The organism is Erythrobacter longus (genome assembly GCF_000715015.1).
GTDB lineage: Bacteria > Pseudomonadota > Alphaproteobacteria > Sphingomonadales > Sphingomonadaceae > Erythrobacter > Erythrobacter longus.
Genome location: NZ_JMIW01000001.1, coordinates 465,995 through 485,920, shown reverse-complemented (window position 1 = coordinate 485,920; position 19,926 = coordinate 465,995). Strand labels below are relative to the sequence as shown.

General features: G+C 57.0%; 24 protein-coding genes. All 24 read left to right on the top strand.

The window, feature by feature from the left end; translation table 11 throughout:
- Positions 1-17: 17 nt before the first annotated feature.
- Positions 18-1,448: a coniferyl aldehyde dehydrogenase gene (locus tag EH31_RS02350; RefSeq protein WP_034957809.1), complete on the top strand. Its 1,431-nt coding sequence runs from the start codon at positions 18-20 to the stop codon at positions 1,446-1,448.
- 241 nt (positions 1,449-1,689) lie between these two features.
- Complete coding sequence (locus EH31_RS02345) at positions 1,690-2,076, top strand: NADH-quinone oxidoreductase subunit A (RefSeq protein ID WP_034957808.1); 387 nt, start codon at positions 1,690-1,692, stop codon at positions 2,074-2,076.
- A gap of 38 nt (positions 2,077-2,114) precedes the next feature.
- Entirely contained in the window at positions 2,115-2,690 is a 576-nt protein-coding gene (locus EH31_RS02340) for a NuoB/complex I 20 kDa subunit family protein (RefSeq protein WP_081853176.1), read from the top strand.
- Positions 2,687-3,199, top strand: coding sequence for a hypothetical protein (locus EH31_RS02335; protein ID WP_034957807.1), 513 nt, complete (start codon positions 2,687-2,689; stop codon positions 3,197-3,199). The genes EH31_RS02340 and EH31_RS02335 overlap by 4 nt, the downstream gene beginning before the upstream one ends.
- Positions 3,196-3,960, top strand: coding sequence for an NADH-quinone oxidoreductase subunit C (locus EH31_RS02330; RefSeq protein WP_034957806.1), 765 nt, complete (start codon positions 3,196-3,198; stop codon positions 3,958-3,960). Before EH31_RS02335 ends, EH31_RS02330 begins: the two co-directional genes overlap by 4 nt.
- Positions 3,957-5,168: an NADH-quinone oxidoreductase subunit D gene (locus EH31_RS02325; protein WP_034957804.1), complete on the top strand. Its 1,212-nt coding sequence runs from the start codon at positions 3,957-3,959 to the stop codon at positions 5,166-5,168. The genes EH31_RS02330 and EH31_RS02325 overlap by 4 nt, the downstream gene beginning before the upstream one ends.
- A gap of 29 nt (positions 5,169-5,197) precedes the next feature.
- Positions 5,198-5,449 carry a hypothetical protein gene (locus EH31_RS02320; protein ID WP_034957802.1) on the top strand — a complete coding sequence of 84 codons (252 nt, stop codon included), beginning with the start codon at positions 5,198-5,200 and terminating at the stop codon, positions 5,447-5,449.
- Between the two features lie 113 nt (positions 5,450-5,562).
- On the top strand, positions 5,563-6,231 hold the full coding sequence (locus EH31_RS02315; protein WP_034957801.1) for a complex I 24 kDa subunit family protein: 669 nt from the start codon (positions 5,563-5,565) through the stop codon (positions 6,229-6,231).
- Positions 6,231-6,431 carry a hypothetical protein gene (locus EH31_RS02310; RefSeq protein ID WP_051698983.1) on the top strand — a complete coding sequence of 67 codons (201 nt, stop codon included), beginning with the start codon at positions 6,231-6,233 and terminating at the stop codon, positions 6,429-6,431. The genes EH31_RS02315 and EH31_RS02310 overlap by 1 nt, the downstream gene beginning before the upstream one ends.
- The gene (locus tag EH31_RS17710) at positions 6,431-6,604 is read left to right on the top strand and encodes a hypothetical protein (RefSeq protein WP_169738761.1); all 174 of its coding nucleotides are present in this window, start codon (positions 6,431-6,433) and stop codon (positions 6,602-6,604) included. The genes EH31_RS02310 and EH31_RS17710 overlap by 1 nt, the downstream gene beginning before the upstream one ends.
- Positions 6,604-6,744, top strand: coding sequence for a hypothetical protein (locus tag EH31_RS17705; protein WP_169738760.1), 141 nt, complete (start codon positions 6,604-6,606; stop codon positions 6,742-6,744). Before EH31_RS17710 ends, EH31_RS17705 begins: the two co-directional genes overlap by 1 nt.
- An 88-nt stretch (positions 6,745-6,832) precedes the next feature.
- A complete protein-coding gene (locus tag EH31_RS02305; RefSeq protein WP_034957799.1) occupies positions 6,833-7,033 on the top strand; it encodes a hypothetical protein in 201 nt (66 codons plus the stop codon).
- A complete protein-coding gene (gene nuoF / locus EH31_RS02300; RefSeq protein WP_034957798.1) occupies positions 7,023-8,315 on the top strand; it encodes an NADH-quinone oxidoreductase subunit NuoF in 1,293 nt (430 codons plus the stop codon). Before EH31_RS02305 ends, nuoF begins: the two co-directional genes overlap by 11 nt.
- A gap of 142 nt (positions 8,316-8,457) precedes the next feature.
- Complete coding sequence (locus EH31_RS02295; RefSeq protein WP_034957797.1) at positions 8,458-8,874, top strand: hypothetical protein; 417 nt, start codon at positions 8,458-8,460, stop codon at positions 8,872-8,874.
- Between the two features lies 1 nt (position 8,875).
- Entirely contained in the window at positions 8,876-10,891 is a 2,016-nt protein-coding gene (nuoG, locus tag EH31_RS02290) for an NADH-quinone oxidoreductase subunit NuoG (protein WP_034957796.1), read from the top strand.
- Between the two features lie 103 nt (positions 10,892-10,994).
- A complete protein-coding gene (nuoH, locus tag EH31_RS02285) occupies positions 10,995-12,131 on the top strand; it encodes an NADH-quinone oxidoreductase subunit NuoH (protein WP_034957795.1) in 1,137 nt (378 codons plus the stop codon).
- On the top strand, positions 12,128-12,682 hold the full coding sequence (locus tag EH31_RS02280) for a hypothetical protein (protein WP_152553430.1): 555 nt from the start codon (positions 12,128-12,130) through the stop codon (positions 12,680-12,682). The genes nuoH and EH31_RS02280 overlap by 4 nt, the downstream gene beginning before the upstream one ends.
- On the top strand, positions 12,682-13,170 hold the full coding sequence (gene nuoI, locus EH31_RS02275) for an NADH-quinone oxidoreductase subunit NuoI (RefSeq protein WP_034957793.1): 489 nt from the start codon (positions 12,682-12,684) through the stop codon (positions 13,168-13,170). The genes EH31_RS02280 and nuoI overlap by 1 nt, the downstream gene beginning before the upstream one ends.
- A gap of 44 nt (positions 13,171-13,214) precedes the next feature.
- Positions 13,215-13,838 carry an NADH-quinone oxidoreductase subunit J gene (locus EH31_RS02270; RefSeq protein WP_034957792.1) on the top strand — a complete coding sequence of 208 codons (624 nt, stop codon included), beginning with the start codon at positions 13,215-13,217 and terminating at the stop codon, positions 13,836-13,838.
- The gene (nuoK, locus tag EH31_RS02265) at positions 13,838-14,149 is read left to right on the top strand and encodes an NADH-quinone oxidoreductase subunit NuoK (RefSeq protein ID WP_034957791.1); all 312 of its coding nucleotides are present in this window, start codon (positions 13,838-13,840) and stop codon (positions 14,147-14,149) included. Before EH31_RS02270 ends, nuoK begins: the two co-directional genes overlap by 1 nt.
- An 8-nt stretch (positions 14,150-14,157) precedes the next feature.
- Positions 14,158-16,152 carry an NADH-quinone oxidoreductase subunit L gene (gene nuoL, locus EH31_RS02260; protein WP_034957790.1) on the top strand — a complete coding sequence of 665 codons (1,995 nt, stop codon included), beginning with the start codon at positions 14,158-14,160 and terminating at the stop codon, positions 16,150-16,152.
- Positions 16,153-16,167: 15 nt separating this feature from the next.
- Positions 16,168-17,712: an NADH-quinone oxidoreductase subunit M gene (locus EH31_RS02255; protein WP_034957789.1), complete on the top strand. Its 1,545-nt coding sequence runs from the start codon at positions 16,168-16,170 to the stop codon at positions 17,710-17,712.
- The gene (gene nuoN / locus EH31_RS02250; RefSeq protein WP_034957787.1) at positions 17,712-19,193 is read left to right on the top strand and encodes an NADH-quinone oxidoreductase subunit NuoN; all 1,482 of its coding nucleotides are present in this window, start codon (positions 17,712-17,714) and stop codon (positions 19,191-19,193) included. The genes EH31_RS02255 and nuoN overlap by 1 nt, the downstream gene beginning before the upstream one ends.
- Positions 19,190-19,915, top strand: coding sequence for a biotin--[acetyl-CoA-carboxylase] ligase (locus EH31_RS02245; RefSeq protein WP_241765802.1), 726 nt, complete (start codon positions 19,190-19,192; stop codon positions 19,913-19,915). The genes nuoN and EH31_RS02245 overlap by 4 nt, the downstream gene beginning before the upstream one ends.
- The last annotated feature ends 11 nt before the right edge of the window (positions 19,916-19,926 follow it).

The window sequence follows — 19,926 nt, the reverse complement described above, 5'->3', positions numbered from 1 at the left end:
TTTGGGAGAGAGCGACCATGGCTGATGATCTGCGAGCACAACAAGAAGCGGCGCTGAAACTGCAACGAAACGCCTTTACCGCATCACGGCCAGAGCCGATGTCGATGCGCAAGGATCGTGTGAAGCGCGCGATGGCGCTTTTGAAAGACCACGGCGAGAACTTGTGTAAAGCAATGGCGGCAGATTTCGGCAATCGTTCGATGACACAGTCGATGCTGACCGACATTGCGACAACCGTTGGTGCAGGCAAACACTCGCTCAAGCACATGGACAAATGGGCCAAGACCGAAAAGCGCGGCGTGCAGTTTCCCTTGGGACTTTTGGGGGCGAAGGCTGAGCTTCGGTATGAGCCCAAGGGCGTGATCGGCATTCTTTCTCCGTGGAATTTCCCGGTACAACTGGCTTTTGGCCCGCTGATGCAGATCTTTGCCGCTGGTAACCGGGCGATGATCAAGCCAAGCGAGTTTACAGAGCGCACCAGCATGCTGATGGCGGAACTTGTGGCGGAATATTTCACACCCGATGAACTGACCGTCATCACCGGCGGTCCAGAGGTCGCAGCGGCGTTTTCTTCGCTTCCTTTCGATCACCTGGTCTTCACAGGCTCCACCCCAACAGGGCGGCGCGTGATGGAGGCCGCGTCGAAGAACCTTGTGCCGGTCACACTGGAATTGGGCGGAAAATCGCCTGTTATCATGGGTAAAAGCGCAGACTTTGCCAAGGCAGGTGAACGCATTGCTTTGGGCAAAATGATGAACGCAGGGCAAATCTGCCTTGCGCCGGATTACATGTATGTGCCCCAGGAAAGCGAAGACGAAGCGGTCCAAGGCGTCGTTCAAGGCGCTAGCGCGATGTATCCAACGCTGCTCCAGAATGATGATTACGCCTCCATCGTATCCGACCGCCACTTTGAACGGCTTCAGGGTATGGTCGAAGATGCGCGAAACAAGGGTGCAGAGGTGATCGAGGTCAATCCGGCCGGCGAAGATTTCAGCAACGCCAATCAGCGCAAGATGCCGCTGACCATTCTCAAGAATGTGAATGATGAAATGGAGGCGATGCAGGAGGAAATCTTTGGCCCGGTCCTGCCGATCAAAACCTATCGCGCGGTCGATGAAGCGATTGATTATGTGAACGAAAATGATCGCCCGCTCGGCCTCTATTACTTCGGCGATGACAAGGCAGAGCAAGAACGCGTTCTTACCCGCACAATCTCTGGCGGTGTGACTACCAATGATGTGATCTTCCATATTTCAATGGAAGACCTGCCCTTTGGCGGCGTCGGGCCATCGGGCATGGGCAGCTATCACGCGATTGAGGGCTTTAAAGAATTCAGCCACGCACGCGCCGTCTATCATCAGCCAAAGATCGACATTGCCAAGCTTGGCGGGTTCAAGCCGCCCTATGGCAAGGCAACCGACAAGGCGATTGCCGGCATGATGAAGTGAGCCGGATTTTCAGGCAAGGATCGCTTTAAAATCTAGAGATTGGTCCGCTTTGGCATAATGTTGGTCAGGGCCGCGAATGGTCCGTGTCCCTCGTTCGCTTTGCGAAACGGGCAAGCACGAGGTTTGACCATTCGATTTTGTGCACGAATAATGCCGTGATTTACGCGTTTCTGCCCCTTGCACACAGGGCGGCTCAGGCGTAGGGGGCAGCGCACTGGGATAAAAACACATGGACAGCGTAATGATCGACCAGACAGTCGACCTTAGTCAGTATCTGCCGATACTGCTCTTCATCGGTATAGCTCTTGGGCTTTCGGTTCTTTTTGTGTTTCTGCCGATGGGCGTCTCGCGCCTTACCGGTGCGCACAATCCGGACGAGGAAAAGCTGTCCGAGTACGAATGCGGCTTTCCCGCATTTGAAGATTCGCGCAGCCAGTTTGACGTACAGTTTTATCTGGTAGCGATCAGCTTTATCATCTTCGACCTCGAAGCAGCGTTCCTCTTTCCCTGGGCCGTGAGCCTGGGTGAGACAGGCTGGGTCGGTTGGATCGGCATGATGACCTTCCTCACCATCCTCGCCATTGGCCTTGCCTATGAGTGGAAGAAGGGTGCCCTCGATTGGCAATGAGGTATTGGCAATAGGGTATCGGCCCTAAGGGATTAGCTATGAACACGATTACTCCCCCAGCAAGTCTCCCCGACGTAAGCGCTCTGGAAACCGCCAAAGGCGGCGAAGTGCGTGCACCGGATCAGGACTATTTTCGCGCGCTTCAATCCGAGGTGAATGACAAGGGCTTCCTCGTCGCATCGACAGAAGACCTGTTCCAATGGGCGCGCACAGGCTCGCTCTGGTGGATGACCTTTGGTCTTGCGTGCTGCGCGGTGGAGATGATCCACGTGAACATGCCGCGTTATGATATGGAGCGTTTTGGCGCAGCGCCGCGTGCATCCCCGCGTCAATCAGACGTGATGATTGTGGCGGGCACGTTGTGCAACAAAATGGCGCCTGCGCTGCGCAAGGTTTACGACCAGATGTCCGATCCCAAATATGTGATCAGCATGGGTTCTTGCGCTAATGGCGGCGGCTATTACCACTATTCCTATTCCGTTGTGCGCGGATGCGACCGGATTGTTCCGGTTGATATCTATGTGCCCGGTTGCCCTCCGACGGCAGAGGCTCTTCTGTACGGTGTGATGCAACTACAGCGCAAAATTCGCCGTGTCGGGACGATTGAACGGTGAGGATTTACCGTACCTTCCTTGCAATTGTGCTCGCGGCGCTCGCAGCGCCTTTGGCGGCTCAGCCAGTCCAGTGGAGCGCCGCACAGACCACGTTCGACACGGCGTCGGTAGAAATGCCGTGTGCGAAAGAGGCTGTTCAGGTCAAAGAGCGCGAAGGTGTGGAGGCGGTCCGCTGTGATGTGTCCGGCGTGACGGTTTTCCTCTTCGTTCTGAAGAACGATATGCTTTCGAGGTTCGGTTTCCCGGGTGCGTCTGTGGAGGTACTCCGGCAGGGATTAGAGCAGGACCCCGAGACCGATTATCTCATCGACGGATCGGTTAGCGGCTATGAAGCCTTCTACAGCGAAGGCCGCGCCTCTGATGGCAAGGTCGCGGTTGGTATCGTCGATCTGAAAGATGGCCGTACAGTGATGCTGAATGTTCAAACGGACGGAAGCGAGGCTGCTGAGGCGGCGATTTCAGATATTTTTGTGCGTTCATGGGGTTCTTTGCAGGTGACTAGGCCATGACAGTTGTACACTCCGCTCCGAAATACGCTTCTAATGAAGGCGTGATCGACGCTCTTGCCGGCTCTTTGAGCGTTTGGCTTGAAGGGTCGGGCGAGCAGCACGGCGAGATTATCCTCTCCGCCAAGCGCGGCGACATCGAGACGGTCCTTCGCACGCTTAGAGACGATCACGATTATCAGCAGTTGATGGAAATCGCGGGCGCTGACTACCCCGACCGTGCCGAGCGGTTCGAGGTTGTCTACATGCTGCTCTCGCTCACGAAGAACCACCGGGTGATGGTGAAGTGTTCGACCGATGCGAGTACCCCTGTGCCTACGGTGACGACGCTTTGGCCCAATGCGGGTTGGTTGGAGCGCGAAGTTTTTGACATGTATGGCGTGGTGTTTGCGGGCAATCAGGACCTTCGCCGCATCCTCACCGACTATGGCTTTGAAGGGCACCCGTTCCGCAAGGACTTCCCGATGACCGGCTATACCGAATTGCGGTATTCCGAAGAAGAAAAGCGCGTTGTCTACGAGCCGGTTGAGCTGCCGCAGGATATGCGCACCTTTGACTTCCTCTCGCCGTGGGAGGGTTCGGACTACGTGCTGCCCGGTGATGAGAAGGCGGATGGTGCGCCGCAGGTGGACAAGCCCAAAGTGACCGAGAAACCGGCGGACACCGGCGCTGGTGCCAGGGCTGGGGAGAACGCGGCGGAAGGCACGGATGCTGTTCCGCCCAATATGATCGAGATCGAAATTGAAGAGGAGGACGAAGAATGAGCGTCCAAATCGAAGAATCGCCCACCAATAACGGCGAAGTCATCAAGAATTACACGCTGAACTTCGGGCCACAGCACCCGGCAGCCCACGGCGTGCTTCGCATGGTGATGGAGCTGGATGGCGAAGTGGTTGAGCGGGTGGACCCGCATGTGGGCCTGCTCCACCGCGGCACCGAAAAGCTGATCGAGCAGAAGACCTATCTTCAGGCGCTTCCGTATTTTGACCGCTTGGATTACTGTTCGCCGCTGTGTCAGGAGCACTCATACGTGCTCGCGATCGAGAAGCTGCTGAACATCGAAGTTCCAGAGCGGGCGCAATATTTGCGTGTCCTGTTTGCTGAGCTAACCCGTATCTGCAACCACATGCTGAACATCGGCGCGCATGTTATGGATGTGGGCGCGATGACGCCTAACCTTTGGGTGTTTGAGCTGCGCGAGGATTGCCTCAACTTCTTTGAACGGGCATCGGGTGCGCGCATGCACTCGGCATGGTTCCGCCCCGGCGGCGTGCATCAGGATGTGCCCGAGAAGCTTCTCGTCGATATTGGCGATTGGCTCGACAACCGGTTTTTCCAGCTGTTTGACGACGCGATGAGCCTCGTGATCGACAACCGCATCTTCAAGCAGCGCAATGTCGATATCGCCATTGTGGGCCGCGATGATGCGATTGCCTGGGGCTTTTCGGGGCCAATGATCCGTGCCGCTGGCATTCCATGGGACCTGCGCAAATCGCAGCCATATGATGTGTACGACCGGATGGAGTTTGACATTCCTGTCGGCACCAATTCGGACTGCTACGACCGCTTCATGGTGCGCGTGAAGGAAGTTCGTGAGAGCGCCAAGATCATCAAGCAATGTATCCGCGATATGCCGCAAGGCCCGATTGCGAGCACCGATGGCAAAGTCTCCCCGCCCAAGCGCGGCGAGATGAAGCAATCGATGGAAAGCTTGATCCACCACTTCAAGCTCTACACCGAAGGCTTCCACGTGCCAGCGGGCGAAGTCTACGTCGCAACCGAAAGCCCCAAGGGCGAGTTCGGCGTCTACCTCGTCAGCGATGGAACAAACAAACCCTACCGCTGCAAAATCCGCCCGACGGCATTCTCACACCTTCAAGCCATGGAAATGATGACGAAGGGTCATATGTTGGCCGATGCGACCGCGATCCTTGGCGCGATTGATGTCGTGTTTGGGGAGTGTGACCGGTGATTGCATTCTTAATCGGATCAGCCATAGCTATGACGCTGCTAACAGCTTTGGTTAGCTTGCTTACGCGACGTTTTCAGGAAGGTACGGCATACCGCCTGACCACGGTCGTGTTCGCTTTTGTGCTGGCTGTTGCCCTATTTGCATTCGGGAGCGCTGATGGCGGCCCGATCAATTGGACTGCTGGAATTGTTCCCTATGGCATTGGAGCTTTGATCGTGGCCGTGTGTTGGCAGCTTCTCTCCCTGCGTAACAAAGAAGACGAAAGTGAGACGTTCGAATGAGCGCGCACAACCCATCTCTCGTCATTCCGGCGAAGGCCGGAATCCAGTTTGCAACACTAGTGGCTCCGCTCTGGACCCCGGCTTTCGCCGGGGTGACGGTTGGAGGAAACTAAATGGCTGACCGTACACCCGCACCCGATACCCCCGAACTGCGCGCGCGCTGGGGCTCTTTTGAGTGGTCGAAAGAGAATAAGAAAAAGGCCGATTACCACATCGCCAAATACCCCGAAGGCCGGGCGAAGTCGGCGACGATGCCGCTGCTCGATCTGGCTCAGCGTCAGGTGGGCGAAGAGACCGATACGCAAGGCTGGCTCCCGCTTCCTGTCATCGAATATGTTGCGAAATATATCGATGTGCCGGTGATCCGCGTGCTCGAAGTCGCGACCTTTTACTTCATGTACAATATGAAGCCGGTCGGGAAATATCATGTGCAGGTCTGCGGCACGACGCCGTGTATGCTGCGCGGGTCTGACGACATCATCAGCGCTTGCAAGAAGCGCGGCATGAAGATGGGCCACGTCTCCGAAGATGGTCTTTGGACGCTGACCGAGGTGGAGTGCATGGGCAATTGCGCCACCGCTCCTATGGTCCAGATCAACGATGACAATTACGAAGATCTGACCCCTGAACGCCTCGACGCCGTGCTTGATGCGCTCGCCGCTGGCGAAACGCCGAAAGCAGGCACGCAGGAGCCTGGACGTCACACGTCAGAACCTTCGGGCGGACCCACCACTCTTAAAGAAATGGTCGATGCCAATCACGATTACCGGGGGGAATGGTGATGGGTGACACCCAAGCTGATAAAATCGCCGGAAAGCGCGCGCTCGCCATTACCTTTTTGGTCCTTGGCTTGAGCCTTTGTGTCACCTTCGGCCTTACACTTGGCCCGGCCTTTATCGGTATCGGCCTGCCATTTGCGGTGCTTGGTTTTATCTTCCTGCCTAAGGCAGACGAAGGGCAGAAAAGCGGGGGAGATCGGTAATGGCCAATCCCAAAACCAACCTTGGCATGGGCGCTGTGGGCCTGTTGTTCTTTGCGCTCGCCGTGTGGGAATTCCTCTCTGGCGATGGCTGGGTCGTTTGGGTCCTGCTTGGCGTGTTGTTCGGCGGAGTTGGCGCAGCGCGTCAGCTGTTGAGCAAGGACGATGCGCGGTAATGGACATCGTCACAATCATTCTTGCCCTCGCTGGTGCCTTCATCGCCTACAAGGCGTTGATGGGCTTGCTGCGCGTGGCAGTGATTGTGTTGATTTTTGGCGTCACAACGGGGCTGTATCAACAAGGGGTGATCGGGTGATGGCCGTTTGGATTGCCCTTGGTTCCGTCATGCTGGCGCTTGCGGTGGTGCTGTTTGTCGTCAACGCCAAGACGATGGATGACGACAAATGAACGGTGCCGTCATCGCCTTTATGATTGCAGGGCTCGTGGGCTTTGGCGCGGGCGCATACCTGTCGGCAACCGGTGAGCGTCCGATTGGCATTGGTCTTATGGCGATGGGCTTATTGTTTCAGGTTTTGACTTTGCGGCAGCTTCGGATGGCTCGCAAAGGGGCAAATACGAGAGAAGGATCGAACGATGCTGGCTGATAAAGACCGCATCTTTACCAATGTTTATGGCTTCCAAGATTGGGGCCTTAAAGCGGCGCAAAAGCGCGGCGATTGGGATGGTACGAAAGCTCTGATTGAGCGCGGACAAGATGCGATCATCGAAGAGATCAAAGCTAGCGGCCTGCGTGGCCGGGGCGGGGCGGGTTTCCCGACCGGTCTCAAATGGTCGTTCATGCCCAAGACCAGCGCGGATGGCCGGCCAAGCTTCCTCGTCATCAATGCTGATGAATCCGAACCGGGTTCCTGCAAAGACCGCGAAATTATCCGCCACGATCCGCATAAGCTCGTCGAAGGCGCGCTGATCGCCGGTTTCGCCATGCGAGCACGCGCTGCCTACATCTACATTCGCGGCGAATACATCCGCGAGGCTGAGACGCTGCAGGCCGCAATTGACGAGGCGTATGACGCTGGACTGATTGGCAAGAACGCCAGCGGTTCGGGCTATGACTTCGATGTGTTCATGCACCGGGGTGCTGGCGCCTACATTTGCGGTGAAGAAACCGCGATGATCGAAAGCCTTGAAGGCAAAAAGGGTCAGCCGCGCTTGAAGCCGCCGTTCCCGGCGGGCGCTGGGCTTTATGGCTGTCCGACGACTGTGAACAATGTTGAGAGCATCGCGGTTGTGCCCACGATCCTGCGCCGTTCGGGTGCGTGGTTTGCGGGCTTCGGGCGTGAGGGCAATGCGGGCACCAAGCTGTTCCAGATCAGCGGCCACGTGGAAAAACCCTGCGTGGTTGAAGAAGAGATGAGCATTCCGTTCGAAGAGCTGATTGAAAAGCACTGCGGTGGGATTACTGGGGGTTGGGACAATCTGCTTGCGGTTATTCCGGGCGGTTCTTCGGTTCCGCTGGTGCCTGCTGAGCAAATCCGTTCAGCACCGATGGATTTTGACGGGCTGAAAGAGCTTGGCTCGGGCCTTGGTACGGCGGCAGTTATCGTGATGGACAAGTCCACCGATATCGTCCGCGCAATTTCTCGCCTCAGCTATTTCTACAAGCACGAATCCTGCGGCCAATGCACGCCGTGCCGTGAAGGCACCGGTTGGATGTGGCGCATGATGGAGCGGCTTCGCACAGGCGATGCCGAGATCGAAGAGATCGACATGCTCCATGAAGTCACCAAGCAGGTCGAAGGTCACACCATCTGTGCGCTTGGCGATGCTGCAGCGTGGCCAATTCAAGGCCTCATCCGCCACTTCCGCCCCGAGCTTGAGCGCCGGATCGAAGAACACAACGCACAATTCCGGGAGGCTGCGGAATGATGTGTATTGCTTTAAATCATTGTCATTGCGAGGAGCGAAGCGACGCGGCAATCCAGAGCCGTTTCGCGCTTCGCTCTGGATTGCTTCGCTACGCTCGCAATGACGAATTTTTACATCAGCGCCGAAAATGAGGGGAACTGAAATGAAGATTAAGTTCGGAATTGCTTCGGCTATTGGCGCACTCTCTCTCGCAGGATGCGCCACGTTTTCAAACATGGAGACCGGCCTAAATACGCTTATGGGTCAACCGCTACAAGCAGCGATTGATACGCTCGGGTATCCTCAAGGCCAAATGCACGTCGGCGAGGATACTGTTTATGGATGGGGCCGTGAGTTCACCGTGAACATGCCGCAGTATCAGACCTCAAACACCTATGGCCAAGTCGGAGGCACAAGCTTTTCGGCGAACACCGGCACTACGACATACGTGCCGACTAATTACAATTGCAATGTTCGCATTGCAGTCGGTCCCGACAACAGGATCAAGAACTGGGAATTCGACGGTAACATCGGCGGCTGTGAGGCGTATTCTTCACGTCTAAAGAGATTGGCAGAATAATATGCCTAAGGTAACCGTAGACGGTCAGGAAATCGAAGTCCCCCAGGGCGCGACTGTCCTTCAGGCTTGCGAGCAAGCGGGCAAGGAAATTCCGCGCTTTTGCTATCACGAGCGCCTTTCCATTGCGGGCAATTGCCGGATGTGCCTGGTCGAAGTGAAGCCGGGGCCGCCTAAGCCTCAGGCGTCTTGCGCGCTTCCTGCAAGCGAGGGGCAAGAGATCCGCACCGACACGCCAATGGTCAAAAAGGCGCGCGAAGGGGTGATGGAGTTCTTGCTCGTCAATCACCCGCTTGATTGCCCGATTTGCGACCAGGGCGGTGAGTGCGATCTTCAGGATCAGGCGGTCGCCTATGGTCGCGGCTCCTCGCGCACGAAAGAAAACCGCCGCGCGGTGACCGAAAAGTACATGGGTCCGCTGATCAAGACGGTGATGACCCGCTGCATTCACTGCACCCGCTGTGTGCGCTTCTCTGAAGAGATCGCGGGCGTGGATGAAATCGGCGCGCTGTATCGCGGCGAAGATATGCAGATCACGACCTATCTGGAAAAGGCGGCGGCGCATGAGCTGTCTGCGAATGTGATCGACCTTTGCCCAGTTGGTGCTCTCACCTCGCGTCCTTATGCGTTTGAAGCGCGCCCTTGGGAATTGAAGCGGACGCTCAGCATTGACGTGTCCGACGCTGTTGGCGCGAACATTTCGCTCCACTCAAAGGGCCGCGAAGTCATGCGCGCTTTGCCTCGCATCAATGATGATGTGAACGAGGAGTGGCTGTCGGACAAAGCGCGCTATCAGGTCGATGGCCTGACGAAACGGCGCTTGGACAAGGTGTTCGTTCGCAAAGACGGCAAACTTGCAGCATCTGATTGGTCAGAGGCGTTTGGGGCGATTGCTGGCGCGCTAGAGGGCGACAAGTCCTCCGTCGCGGCGGTCGCTGGCGATATGGTCGATTGTGAGACCATGTTTGCGGCCAAGGCTCTTTTGAAGGCTTGCGGATCGACGCTGCTTGAAGGTCGCCAAACGGGCATGACATACGACGTCTCGAACCTTGCGGCGGTGAACTTTAACTCAGGCCTTGCCGGGATTGAGACCGCTGACTGTATTCTGATCGTTGGTTCGCACATCCGCTGGGAAGCAGCTTTGGTGAATGCCCGCATTCGCAAGGCTGTGAAAGCCGGCGCGAAGGTCTTTGTAGTGGGGCCAGAGTGGGAGACCACTTATCCGGCGGAATTCCTTGGGCAAGACCTCAAGGTTCTGAACCGTGTGCCAAAAGCTCTCGGCGATGCCATGAAGGCAGCGACACGCCCTGCGGTGATCCTTGGCGGGGCGGCTTTGGCTGCGGGTGCTCTTGGCGCAGCTCTGAAGCTTGTCGACAAGTTTGGCCTCGTGAAAGACGATTGGAACGGCTTCAACGTGCTCCATATGAGCGCGGCGCGCATGGGCGGGTTGATGCTCGGCTATGCGCAAGAAGGCGGCATGGCGGATATCGCGGCGGCGAAACCCAAAGTGCTCTTCAGCCTTGGTGCGGACGAGATGGACTTTGCGCCGTTTGCGGACAGCCTCAAGGTCTACATCGGCCACCACGGCGACAAGGGCGCGCATAACGCTGACATCATTCTGCCCGGCGCATCATACGCCGAGAAAGATGGCACTTACGTCAACACCGAAGGCCGTGTTCAGTTCGCTGAAAAGGCGGTGTTTGCGCCCGGCGATGCGCGCGAAGACTGGACGATCCTGCGCGCTCTCGCCGATGCCATTGGCGTAAGCGTTGGCTTTGACAGCTTTGAGCAGCTTCAAGGCGCTATGATTGCCGAGGTGCCTGCTTTGGGTGAAGAGGCTCTCGCCGACTATGGCTCTCTTCCGAAAGCGGACAGCAAGGCCAAGGCCGAAGGCGTGATCAGCGCCTATCCGGTCAAGGATTTCTACCTCACCAATCCTATCGCCCGCGCGTCAGCTGTGATGCAACAATGTTCGGCAGAACTGCTCCACGGCGAAGAAATGAAGGAGGCTGCGGAATGAGCCTTTCCCTCGCGCCTGTGATTTCCTGCGAAAGCAGGAAGCCATCATCGAACTCCGGAGATAGGCTCCTGCTTTCGCAGGAGATCACGAAGGGGACGAGTAAATGACCGCGTTCTTTGAAACTCTTGGCCTTCCGTATGAGTGGGCCTGGTTCATCGCCACGATCTCGGGCATCCTCCTGATCGCGCTTCCCGTCATGCTGGCCGTTGCTATGGTGATCTATGTCGACCGCAAGGTGCTGGGCGCGATTATGCTTCGGCGCGGGCCCAATGTGGTGGGGCCGTTTGGTCTGCTGCAAAGCTTTGCTGACGGGCTTAAGGTGTTCTTGCAAGAGACCATTATTCCAAGCGCCGCGAACAAGGTTATCTTCCTGCTTGCGCCGATCATCACTTTTACCGTCGCTCTCGCCGCTTGGGCGGTGATCCCGTTTGGTGATGGCGTGGTGCTTGCAGACATCAATGTGGGTCTTCTCTACATCCTCGCGATCAGCTCGCTGGGCGTTTACGGCGTGGTGATGGCTGGATGGGCGTCGAACTCGAAGTACCCCTTCTTCTCAGCCATGCGCGCGGCGGCTCAGATGATCTCTTACGAGGTCTCTATCGGCTTTATTCTCGTGTGCGTTGTCCTGTGGGCGGGCACGTTCAATATGAACGGTATTGTCGAGGCACAGCGCGGCCACGGGCTTGGCTTCGTCAACGGGTTCTTCTTTAACCCGCTGTTGTTCCCGATGTTTGTGGTGTTCTTCATCTCGGCCTTGGCTGAGACAGCGCGCGCACCGTTCGACCTTACAGAGGCCGAATCCGAGCTCGTCGCTGGCTATCAGACCGAATATTCGTCGATGGCCTTCGCGCTGTTCTGGCTGGGTGAGTATGCGAACATCCTGCTGATGTGTTCGCTTTGCGCGATCCTGTTTATGGGCGGGTGGTTGCCACCGTTTGAGTGGGCACCGCTGTATTATGTGCCGGGCTTTATCTGGTTCCTTTTGAAGACTTTCTTCTTCTTCCTGCTGTTCAGCTGGATCTGGGCGACTGTGCCGCGTTATCGCTATGACCAGTTGATGCGGCTTGGCTGGAAGGTGTTCCTGCCGATGAGCCTTGGCTTTGTCGCAGTGATCAGCGGCTATCTGATGGCGACCGGTCACTTTACGAGCGCTGCGCCAGTGGTTGAGCCGGCAAGTGTGACGCCTGGCGAAATCGTTGAAGCTGCGCCAGTAGCGCAGCCGTCAGGAGGTCAGACATGAAGCTAAGACCTATGGCGCTCGGTCTGGCACTGATACTTGGCCAGCAACCGTTACACGCAGAGGAACCCGTGAAGCCCTCGTTTCCGCTCATGCAAGTGGATTGCGAAACGGTTGCAGCCGCTGCTGGTTCACCGTTTGACTTCCCAACTGCTCGCATCATGATCCCGACCCCATTTCATTTGGTGAGTTCTGAGAAGCGCCTAAAGCTCTACAAGAGCTTGTTAGTGTTTGAAGGGGGCGACGAAGGCTATCTCATTAGCCAGCCCAAAATCACTCAGGCTGATATGAAAAACTCGTCCGGACGTTTTGGCGACCTTCAGGAACGCCAATCTGATGACGACATCCCAACCGGATTTACGATTGCGGATACAGTCTATGAAATTCAAAGCGTGACGAGCTTTCCTGTAACCGAGCGAATTGGCGAGACTTCGTTTAAGATTGATCAAACGATCACTTTTCGACTGAAAATCGAAGAAGTTACTACATCAACCGATCGCAATCCGCCTGTCTGGCAGGGCGACTGTGTAATGACGAATGTTAAGGCTGACTGATGACCACCGCAACACAGCTCCTTAAGAGCTTCACCCTTTGGGAATTCCTGAAAGCACACGTGCTGACCTTGAAGTATTTCTTCAAGCCCAAGGTGACGATCAACTATCCGTTCGAGAAATCGCCGCTTAGCCCGCGTTTTCGTGGTGAGCACGCGCTGCGGCGTTATCCGAACGGCGAGGAACGCTGCATTGCGTGTAAGCTGTGCGAGGCGGTGTGCCCGGCTCAGGCGATCACGATCGAGAGCGAGCCGCGCGAAGACGGCAGCCGCCGCACCACGCGCTATGACATTGATATGACGAAGTGCATTTACTGCGGCTTTTGTCAGGAGGCCTGCCCGGTGGATGCCGTGGTCGAGGGGCCAAACTTCGAATACGCCACCGAAACGCGCGAGGAATTGCTTTATGACAAGGCAAAACTGCTCGCAAATGGTGACAAATGGGAACGGGCCATCGCGGCTAACCTTGAAGCGGACGCCCCCTATCGTTAAGGGCGCGGCCAAGTCTTGACGGGCTGGACGGAAAAACAGGGATCATGATTCAGACACTCGCCTTTTATCTCTTTGCGACGCTTGTCGTGGCCAGCGCGGTCATGGTGATCATGTCGCGGAACCCTGTGCACTCCGTACTGTGGCTCATCCTGTCGTTCTTCAATGCGGCGGGCTTGATGGTGCTGGTGGGGGCAGAGTTCATCGCGATGCTGCTCGTCATTGTATACGTGGGCGCGGTCGCAGTGTTGTTCTTGTTCGTGGTGATGATGCTCGACATCGACTTTGCGGCGATGCGGGCCGGGTTTATCAGGAACTTTCCGCTGGGGATTGCGATTGCGCTGATCCTTCTCGCTGAGCTTGGCCTTGGGCTGGGCGCTTATGGTGCTGGCGGGATTGAACTTGGCACGCCCGATGGAACCGCCGCTGCGAGCGCCAGTGTCTCTAATATCGAGGCTATCGGCGCGCTGCTTTATGGCCGTTATATTCTGCTGTTCGAAATCGCTGGCATCATCCTGCTGGTGGCGATGATTGGCGCGATTGTGCTGACGTTCCAGCCGCCGCCTCCAGGAAGCCGCGCACAGCAAGACATCGGCAAACAAATTGCACGCCGCCCGGAAGAGGCGACGGTTATGAAAAATCCAGACATTGGCAAAGGGGTCGAACTCTAATGGGACCCGTGGGCGTTGAACACTACCTAGTCGTGGGCGCGATCCTTTTCGTGCTGGGCGTGCTGGGCATCTTCCTCAACCGGAAGAATGTGATTGTCATCCTGATGGCGGTGGAGCTGATCCTGCTCGCCGTGAACATCAACCTTGTCGCGTTCAGCGCCTTCATGGGCGATCTGGTGGGACAGGTTTTTGCCATGATGGTTCTGACCGTTGCGGCAGCAGAAGCAGCGATCGGGCTTGCCATTCTCGTCATCTACTATCGCGGCCGCGGAACGATTGCGGTCGATGATGTCAACCGGATGAAGGGATAAGCGCCGCCATGGAAACGCAAATCCTATTGATCGTCTTCGCGCCTCTGGTCGCGGCGATTATTGCAGGGCTGGGCAACCGGATGCTGGGCAATACGATTGCCAAGTCGATTACGACCGGCGGTCTGTTCCTGTCGGCTGCCTTGAGCTGGCCGATTTTCATCGGGTTTCTGACCGGCACGCATACTGCCGAGGTCGTGCCCGTGCTGCAATGGGTGCAGTCGGGTGATTTGACCTTCGACTGGGCTTTGCGGGTTGATGCTCTCACAGCTGTGATGCTGGTGGTGATCAACTCGGTTTCCGCGCTCGTCCACCTGTATAGCTGGGGCTATATGGAGGAAGACCCGGATCAACCGCGCTTCTTCGCATATCTCTCGCTCTTCACCTTCGCCATGCTGATGCTGGTGACCGCCGATAACCTCGTTCAGATGTTCTTCGGTTGGGAAGGGGTGGGGCTTGCCTCGTACCTGCTCATCGGGTTCTGGTTCAAAAAGCCGTCTGCGGGCGCTGCTGCGATCAAGGCCTTCGTGGTCAACCGCGTAGGCGATCTTGGCTTTATGCTCGGTATCTTCGGCACGTTCCTGGTGTTCCAGACGACCTCTATTCCAGAGATATTGGCCGCCTCTGCTGGCATGAGCGGATCGACCATCGGCTTCCTCGGCATGCGTTTGCCGACGATGGATATTCTGTGTTTCCTACTCTTCATCGGGGCGATGGGTAAGTCGGCGCAATTGGGTCTCCACACATGGCTTCCTGACGCGATGGAGGGACCGACGCCTGTGTCCGCTCTCATCCACGCAGCGACCATGGTGACAGCGGGCGTGTTTATGGTCTGCCGTCTCTCGCCAATGTTCGAAGCGGCTCCGACTGCTTTGATGATCGTGACTATCGTGGGCGCGGCAACGTGCTTCTTCGCAGCGACCATCGGTACAACGCAGTGGGACATCAAGCGGGTTATCGCTTACTCAACCTGTTCGCAGCTGGGTTACATGTTCTTTGCAGCCGGCATTGGCGCATACGGCGTTGCGATGTTCCACCTGTTTACGCACGCTTTCTTCAAGGCGCTGCTGTTCTTGGGGGCAGGCTCGGTCATCCATGCGATGCACCATGAGCAGGACATGCGCTATTATGGCGGTCTCAGAAAAGCGATCCCGATTACCTTTGTCGCAATGCTGTTGGGCACGCTCGCGATCACGGGGCTGGGTGTTTATCACCTCGGTGCAGGTTTCGCTGGCTTCTGGTCGAAGGACGCGATCCTCGAGGCGGCCTTCGCGCGTGGCACCACCACTTCGACGATTGCCTTCTGGGCAGGTGTGACGGCAGCTCTCCTCACCAGTTTCTACAGCTGGCGTCTGATGTTCCTCACCTTCTGGGGTAAGCCCCGCTGGATCGAGAGTGAGCATATTCAGCACACCGTCCACAAGACACCCGAGGAAGCAGGCGAGGACACAACCGGCGGCTATCACCCGCATGAGAGCCCGATTGCGATGCTTATCCCGCTTGTGGTGCTGTCTACGGGCGCGGTTCTGGCTGGCCAGGTGTTCGCGCCGAGCTTCATTGATGATGCAAGCTTCTGGGCAGGCTCGATCTTCTACAACGAAAACCTCATCCACGCGCTTCATGAAGTGCCCTATTGGGTGAAGTATTCGGCCTTTGTGGTCATGGTGCTGGGCTTTATCGGAGCGTACATCGCCTACATCGCGAAGCCTGACATTCCTGCGAAGTTCGTGGGCACCTTTGGCTGGCTGCACAACTTCGTGTTCCGCAAATGGTATTTCGACGAGCTCTATGACGCGATCTTCGTGAAGCCTGCCTTCTGGCTTGGCCGCCAGTTCTGGAAACTGGGCGATATCGGCGTGATTGACCGCTTTGGACCAAACGGCATCGCTGCTGTGGTTCAGCGCGGTTCGGTCGCGGCCAAGACGATCCAGTCGGGCTATCTCTACACCTATGCGCTGATCATGCTTCTCGGGCTGATCGCCGCTGTCACTTATGTGCTGCTCTAGGGGTCTTTGAGCGTAATGGACTTTCCCATCCTCACCACGATGATGTTGGTGCCGTTAGCGGCAGCCATCGCATGTCTGTTCGCCGGGCAAGCCTCGCGAGTGATCGCATTGGGCGCAACGCTTGTGACCTTTGGTTTGGGCGTCATGCTCTGGGCAAATTACGACATTGGCGGCGCGCAGTGGCAGTTTCAGGAAAAGTATGAGCTAGTCGCGGGCTTCTCTTATGCTCTCGGCATCGACGGCATCGCGCTGATGCTCATCATGCTCAGCGTCTTCCTGATGCCAATTTGCATTCTCGCCAGCTGGGATTCGATCAAAAAGCGCATCGGCGAATACATGGCGGCCTTCCTGTTTATGGAAGTGCTGATGATCGGGACGTTTGCGGCGCAGGATTTGTTCCTGTTCTACATCTTCTTTGAAGCGGGCCTTATCCCGATGTATCTTATCATCGGCGTATGGGGCGGGGATAACCGCATCTACGCCTCGTATAAATTCTTCCTCTACACGCTGATCGGCTCTGTTCTGATGCTGATCGCGATGTTCTGGATGGTGAGCGAGGCGGGCACCTCGGACATTCCGACGCTGATGCAATACGACTTCCCCGGTGGGGCACAAACGTGGCTATGGCTGGCGTTCTTTGCGAGCTTTGCGGTGAAGGTCCCGATGTGGCCCTTCCACACCTGGCTTCCCGACGCGCACGTTCAGGCTCCGACTGCGGGGTCTGTGATCCTTGCGGGTGTTCTGCTGAAACTGGGCGGATACGGCTTTATCCGCTTCAGCCTGCCGATGTTCCCGGAGGCGAGCGCGGACTTTGCGTGGTTCGTCTTCATCCTGTCGATGATCGCTGTGATCTACACCTCTCTCGTCGCGCTGGTTCAGGCGGATATGAAGAAGCTTATCGCTTACTCATCGGTTGCTCACATGGCGATTGTGACCGTGGGCCTGTTCGCATTCAACGTGCAGGGGCTTGAGGGCGCGATGATCGTCATGCTTTCGCACGGCCTTGTTTCAGGCGCGCTCTTCCTGTGTGTGGGCGTCATCTACGACCGGCTCCATACTCGTGAGATTGAACGCTACGGCGGGCTCAGCATCAACATGCCGTATTACGCGCTGTTTTTCCTGCTCTTCACCATGGCCTCAATCGGCCTTCCGGGCACCAGCGGATTTGTGGGCGAATTCCTGTCGCTTGCAGGCATCTACCAAACTTCCAGCCTCGTGGCGCTGGTCAGCACCACCGGCATCATCCTGGGCGCAGCTTACATGCTCTACCTCTACCGCCGCGTGGCCTTCGGCGATCAGAAGAACGCTGATGCCGCCGCAATGAAAGACATCACCGCGCGCGAATGGATTATGATGACCCCGATTGCTGCCGTAGTCCTGTGGATGGGCGTCTATCCGGAGAGCTTCCTTGCCCCAATGCGCGCCGATATTGCCGCGCTTGATGCGCAACTTGCCGCTGCTGCTCCTGCCAGCGACGCTGCGCTTGCGAGCGGTGAGCCACTCTCGGAGGCGGCCAATGCCATGGAGTTCGAGGGCCATGACGGGGAGGGCCAACACTGATGCTTGATTTCCCATCATCCTTCGCCCTCATCACGCCAGAGCTGATCCTTATCGGCACGGGCCTTGTCCTGTTGCTGGTTGCTGCATGGGTCGGCGACAAGGCCGCTCGCGCTGTGACAATTGTTGCTGCCAGTGCGCTGTTTGTGGCGGGGCTGTTCACGATCCCCGGGCTCCACCTCGGGGTCGATGGCCCTGACAGCTATGCGTTCGGCACGCTTCTCAAAGTCGATAGCTTTGCGCTTTTCTCAAAGGCCTTGATCTATCTTGCAGGGATCGGTGCGCTTGTTGTCGCGCCAGCCTTTTTCAACGGTCCCGCCGCATCGAGCGAGCGCGGGCTGCGCGCTGAATACCCCGTCCTGATCCTGTTCGCGACCGTGGGCATGAGCATCATGGTCTCGGCAAGCGACTTTATGACGCTATACATGGGCCTCGAATTGAACTCGCTCGCCGCCTATGTGCTGGCCGCAATCCTGCGCAAGGATGAGCGTTCAACCGAAGCGGGGCTTAAGTACTTCGTCCTCGGCGCGCTTGCCTCAGGCATCCTGCTTTACGGGATGAGCCTGCTCTACGGTTTTACCGGCGGAACCGACTTCGCCAGCGTTCGCGCAGGGCTCGAAGGCGAGCTTTCGACAGGACAACTGTTCGGCCTCATCTTTGTGATGGCAGGCCTTGCCTTCAAGATTTCCGCCGTGCCGTTCCATATGTGGACGCCGGATGTTTACGAAGGCGCGCCAACACCGGTGACGCTGTTCTTTGCGACGGCTCCCAAAGTCGCAGCCGTAGCGCTCACCGCGCGCGTGGTGTTCGAAGTGTTTGGCGGGCAAGTTCAGGCGTGGCAGCAAATCGTGATGTTCACCGCTTTGGCCTCCATCGTGTTCGGCGCGCTGGGAGCGATTGGTCAGGACAATCTGAAGCGTCTTCTCGCCTATTCCTCGATCAACAACGTCGGCTTTATCCTGCTGGGTCTGGCTGTTGCGACGCCCGCTGGTGCAAGTTCGATGCTGGTGTACCTTTTCATCTATGTCGTGATGAGCCTCGGCAGCTTTACCGCATTGCTGTTGCTGCGCGGCGAAGATGGCAATCTGTTTGAGACCTTCGGCGATATTGCTGGGCTTGCTGTGACCCGTCCCGCAATCGCATGGGCGTTGCTTGTATTCATGTTCAGCCTTGCGGGCATTCCTCCGTTGCTGGGCTTCTACAGCAAGTTTGTGGTGTTCCAGGCCGTGGTGGACGCTGACCTTGTGGTCTTCGCAGCTATCGCCATTGCAGCAAGCGTTATCGGTGCGTTCTACTACATCAAGTTCGTGAAGGTCATGTTCTTCGATGAACCCGCAGGCGTTGCCACCGGGAAAGCCGAGACTTCGCATTGGGTGCTTTTGGGCATTTGCGCTGTGATCGTATCGCCGCTTGGTTATCTGCTCACCGGATCGCTCACCGACCTCACCAATAAGGCTGCGTCCTCGCTGTTTTTGGCAATTTGATCCGCCATCCATCAGTCAAAGTCGTCCAAGAAACCGGCTCGACTAACGCGGACCTTGCAGGCGCACTTCGTTCGGACGCGAAACCAGTGGAAGGCGATTGGCTCCTTGCCAAGCGCCAGACCGCTGGCAAAGGGCGTCAGGGCCGCAAGTGGTTTGATGGTTCCGGCAACTTTATGGGGTCGTGCGTCGTTAACCTGAACGCAGGCGATCCGCCTCCAGCTTCTCTAAGCTTTGTTGCGGCAATGGCGGTTTACGATGCGGCAGCGAGCGCCTTGCCGGATGCAAGCAAACTGCGCCTCAAATGGCCCAATGACGTCCTTCTGGATGGGGGGAAGCTGTCCGGGATCCTGCTCGAAATGGTGGGCCAGAACATCGTCGTGGGGATTGGCGTCAATCTTGCGAAAGCTCCCGATTTGCCTGATCGCAAGACTTCGGCGCTTTCGGATATTGCTGGACCGGTCGAGCCATCGAGCTTTACCGAAACTCTCGTGGCGAGCTTTGCACATTGGCTCCAACAGTGGCGAGAGGATGGCCTCACCCCGCTGCTTTCGCAGTTTCTTGAACGCTCGATACATGCCAGCGGATCAAGCGTGACAGTGCACGACACCGACGGCACCACCCTCTCTGGAACCTTCGCAGGTCTGGAAGAAAGTGACGGCGCATTGCGGCTACGCTTGGCGGATGGCTCTGAACGTGTCATTCGAGCCGGTGATGTTACTTAAAGGAGTACCCG

Coding starts and splice junctions, on each gene's coding strand:
- EH31_RS02350 (WP_034957809.1), top strand. CDS start 18: ATGGCTGATGATCTGCGAGCACAACAAGAAGCGGCGCTGAAACTGCAA.
- EH31_RS02345 (WP_034957808.1), top strand. CDS start 1,690: ATGATCGACCAGACAGTCGACCTTAGTCAGTATCTGCCGATACTGCTC.
- EH31_RS02340 (WP_081853176.1), top strand. CDS start 2,115: ATGAACACGATTACTCCCCCAGCAAGTCTCCCCGACGTAAGCGCTCTG.
- EH31_RS02330 (WP_034957806.1), top strand. CDS start 3,196: ATGACAGTTGTACACTCCGCTCCGAAATACGCTTCTAATGAAGGCGTG.
- EH31_RS02325 (WP_034957804.1), top strand. CDS start 3,957: ATGAGCGTCCAAATCGAAGAATCGCCCACCAATAACGGCGAAGTCATC.
- EH31_RS02320 (WP_034957802.1), top strand. CDS start 5,198: ATGACGCTGCTAACAGCTTTGGTTAGCTTGCTTACGCGACGTTTTCAG.
- EH31_RS02315 (WP_034957801.1), top strand. CDS start 5,563: ATGGCTGACCGTACACCCGCACCCGATACCCCCGAACTGCGCGCGCGC.
- EH31_RS02310 (WP_051698983.1), top strand. CDS start 6,231: ATGGGTGACACCCAAGCTGATAAAATCGCCGGAAAGCGCGCGCTCGCC.
- EH31_RS17710 (WP_169738761.1), top strand. CDS start 6,431: ATGGCCAATCCCAAAACCAACCTTGGCATGGGCGCTGTGGGCCTGTTG.
- EH31_RS17705 (WP_169738760.1), top strand. CDS start 6,604: ATGGACATCGTCACAATCATTCTTGCCCTCGCTGGTGCCTTCATCGCC.
- EH31_RS02305 (WP_034957799.1), top strand. CDS start 6,833: ATGAACGGTGCCGTCATCGCCTTTATGATTGCAGGGCTCGTGGGCTTT.
- nuoF (WP_034957798.1), top strand. CDS start 7,023: ATGCTGGCTGATAAAGACCGCATCTTTACCAATGTTTATGGCTTCCAA.
- EH31_RS02295 (WP_034957797.1), top strand. CDS start 8,458: ATGAAGATTAAGTTCGGAATTGCTTCGGCTATTGGCGCACTCTCTCTC.
- nuoG (WP_034957796.1), top strand. CDS start 8,876: ATGCCTAAGGTAACCGTAGACGGTCAGGAAATCGAAGTCCCCCAGGGC.
- nuoH (WP_034957795.1), top strand. CDS start 10,995: ATGACCGCGTTCTTTGAAACTCTTGGCCTTCCGTATGAGTGGGCCTGG.
- EH31_RS02280 (WP_152553430.1), top strand. CDS start 12,128: ATGAAGCTAAGACCTATGGCGCTCGGTCTGGCACTGATACTTGGCCAG.
- nuoI (WP_034957793.1), top strand. CDS start 12,682: ATGACCACCGCAACACAGCTCCTTAAGAGCTTCACCCTTTGGGAATTC.
- EH31_RS02270 (WP_034957792.1), top strand. CDS start 13,215: ATGATTCAGACACTCGCCTTTTATCTCTTTGCGACGCTTGTCGTGGCC.
- nuoK (WP_034957791.1), top strand. CDS start 13,838: ATGGGACCCGTGGGCGTTGAACACTACCTAGTCGTGGGCGCGATCCTT.
- nuoL (WP_034957790.1), top strand. CDS start 14,158: ATGGAAACGCAAATCCTATTGATCGTCTTCGCGCCTCTGGTCGCGGCG.
- EH31_RS02255 (WP_034957789.1), top strand. CDS start 16,168: ATGGACTTTCCCATCCTCACCACGATGATGTTGGTGCCGTTAGCGGCA.
- nuoN (WP_034957787.1), top strand. CDS start 17,712: ATGCTTGATTTCCCATCATCCTTCGCCCTCATCACGCCAGAGCTGATC.